This window comes from Cellulomonas septica, assembly GCF_012396155.1.
Taxonomy (GTDB): Bacteria; Actinomycetota; Actinomycetes; order Actinomycetales; family Cellulomonadaceae; genus Cellulomonas; species Cellulomonas septica.
This window is the reverse complement of record NZ_JAAXOY010000695.1, coordinates 1-1,845: the sequence shown is the minus strand read 5'-3', so window position 1 is coordinate 1,845 and position 1,845 is coordinate 1. Positions and strand designations below refer to the sequence as shown.

Annotated in this window: 2 protein-coding genes; both read left to right on the top strand. The window is 75.4% G+C overall.

The window, feature by feature from the left end; translation table 11 throughout:
• Nucleotides 1–341 precede the first annotated feature (341 nt).
• A complete protein-coding gene (locus HGA02_RS18230; RefSeq protein WP_168680716.1) occupies nucleotides 342–1,262 on the top strand; it encodes a S1C family serine protease in 921 nt (306 codons plus the stop codon).
• 67 nt (nucleotides 1,263–1,329) lie between these two features.
• Nucleotides 1,330–1,845, top strand: a 516-nt coding sequence (locus tag HGA02_RS18225; protein ID WP_168680715.1) for a DinB family protein, incomplete at its 3' end; no start/stop codon positions are given.

Here is a 1,845-nt window from a genome sequence, read left to right as displayed (position 1 = left end):
GTCCGGCAGGGCCGCGACGGCGGGCGCGGTGAGCCCGCCGAGCGCGAGGACGCTGACGACGGCCGCCAGCAGGGTCCCGCGCAGGCGGGTCGGGGTGGGATGGCGCACGGTGGGCTCCTCCGGCTCGTCTGGTCCGCCCCCGCCTGGTCAGGACGCGTGTCGACGGTCGTCGACACGTGCGGGTGACGATCTACACCGATGAAGATAGGGACGACCTCGCACGGGCACAGGGGTCCGAAACGGTTCACGACCCGCGGGGCCGCGCAGGCGGTGTGGCCCGAGCCGCTCGCCCTCGGCGAACGCGGGTATCGCCGGGGGCGGCGGGCGCGCTGGACTACGGCATGGACGACGACGTGCTGGACGCCTACTCGCGGACCGTCTCGGGCGTCGCGGAGCGCGTGCTCCCGAGCGTCGCGAGCCTCACGGTCGTGACGGCCCGCGGCACGGGTGCGGGCTCCGCGAGCGTCATCACACGCGACCGGCACCTGCTGACGAGCGCGCACGTCGTCGCGGGAGCCCGCCGGGTCGAGGCGGCGTTCCTCGACGGCACGACGGTCGACGCGGAGGTCGTCGGCCGCGACCCGCTGTCCGACCTCGCCGTGCTCCGCGCCCACGACGACCTGCCCGAACCCGTCGAGCTCGGCGACGCCGCGCGGCTGCGCGTCGGGCAGCTCGTCATCGCGCTCGGCAACCCGCTCGGCCTCGCCGGGAGCGTCACGGCGGGCATCGTGTCGGCGCTCGGGCGGTCGCTGCCGACCGCGTCGGGACGCGTCGTCGACGAGGTCGTGCAGACCGACGCCGCGCTCAACCCCGGCAATAGCGGCGGCGTGCTGGCCGACGGTGCCGGGCGGATGGTGGGCGTCAACACCGCGCTCGCGGGCATCGGCGTCGGGCTGGCCGTGCCGGTCAACTCGACGACCCGGCAGATCGTCGACGCGCTCATGACCCGCGGCCGGGTGCGGCGCGCGTGGCTCGGCATCGCGGGGATCCAGGTCGCGCTGGCGCCCGAGCTCGCCGCGCGCATGGGCTCGCGCACCGGGCTCCAGGTGGCCGACGTGTCGCCGGGCAGCCCCGCGGAGGAGGCCGGGCTGCGACGCGGGGACGTCGTCGTCGAGCTCGACGGCAACCGGGTCGTCACCGCGACGGCCGTGCAGCGGCTCATGGTCGAGGACGCGATCGACCGGCGCATCGAGGTCACCGTCTGGCGGAACGGCGCGCTGGTCGACGTCCTCGCCTACCCGCGCGAGCTCGCCACGCATTGACCCGCGGGCCGCGACGGCGACCCCGACGAGCCCGTCACCAGCCCCCTTCGACTGGGACGCTGGGCGCATGATCGACGACTTCGCGAAGGCGTACCTGCTCGACGACCTGCGCTGGACGCGCGCGTCGCTGCTGGGCAAGCTCGACGGCCTGTCCGAGTACGACGTGCGACGCCCGCTGACCGACACGGGCACGAACCTGCTGGGCCTCGTGAAGCACCTGGCGGTCGCGGAGGCCCGCTATCTCGGGGAGATCTTCGCCCGGCCGTTCCCCGAGCCGATCCCGCGCTGGGACGACGCCGCGGGGAACCGCGCGCACCTGTGGGCCACGCAGGACGAGTCGCGGGACGACGTCGTCGCGCGGTACCGGCGGGCGTGCGCGCACGCGGACGCGACGGTCGCCGCGCTGCCGGTCGACGCACCCGGCCACGTGCCGTGGTGGCCGCAGCCGGACGTGATGCTCTTCAACGTGATGGTGCACGTGCTGACCGAGACGGCCCGCCACGCGGGTCACGCGGACATCCTGCGCGAGGGCCTCGACGGCGCGGTCGGGATGGCGGACGGTCCGGTCGCGCCCGTCGACGAC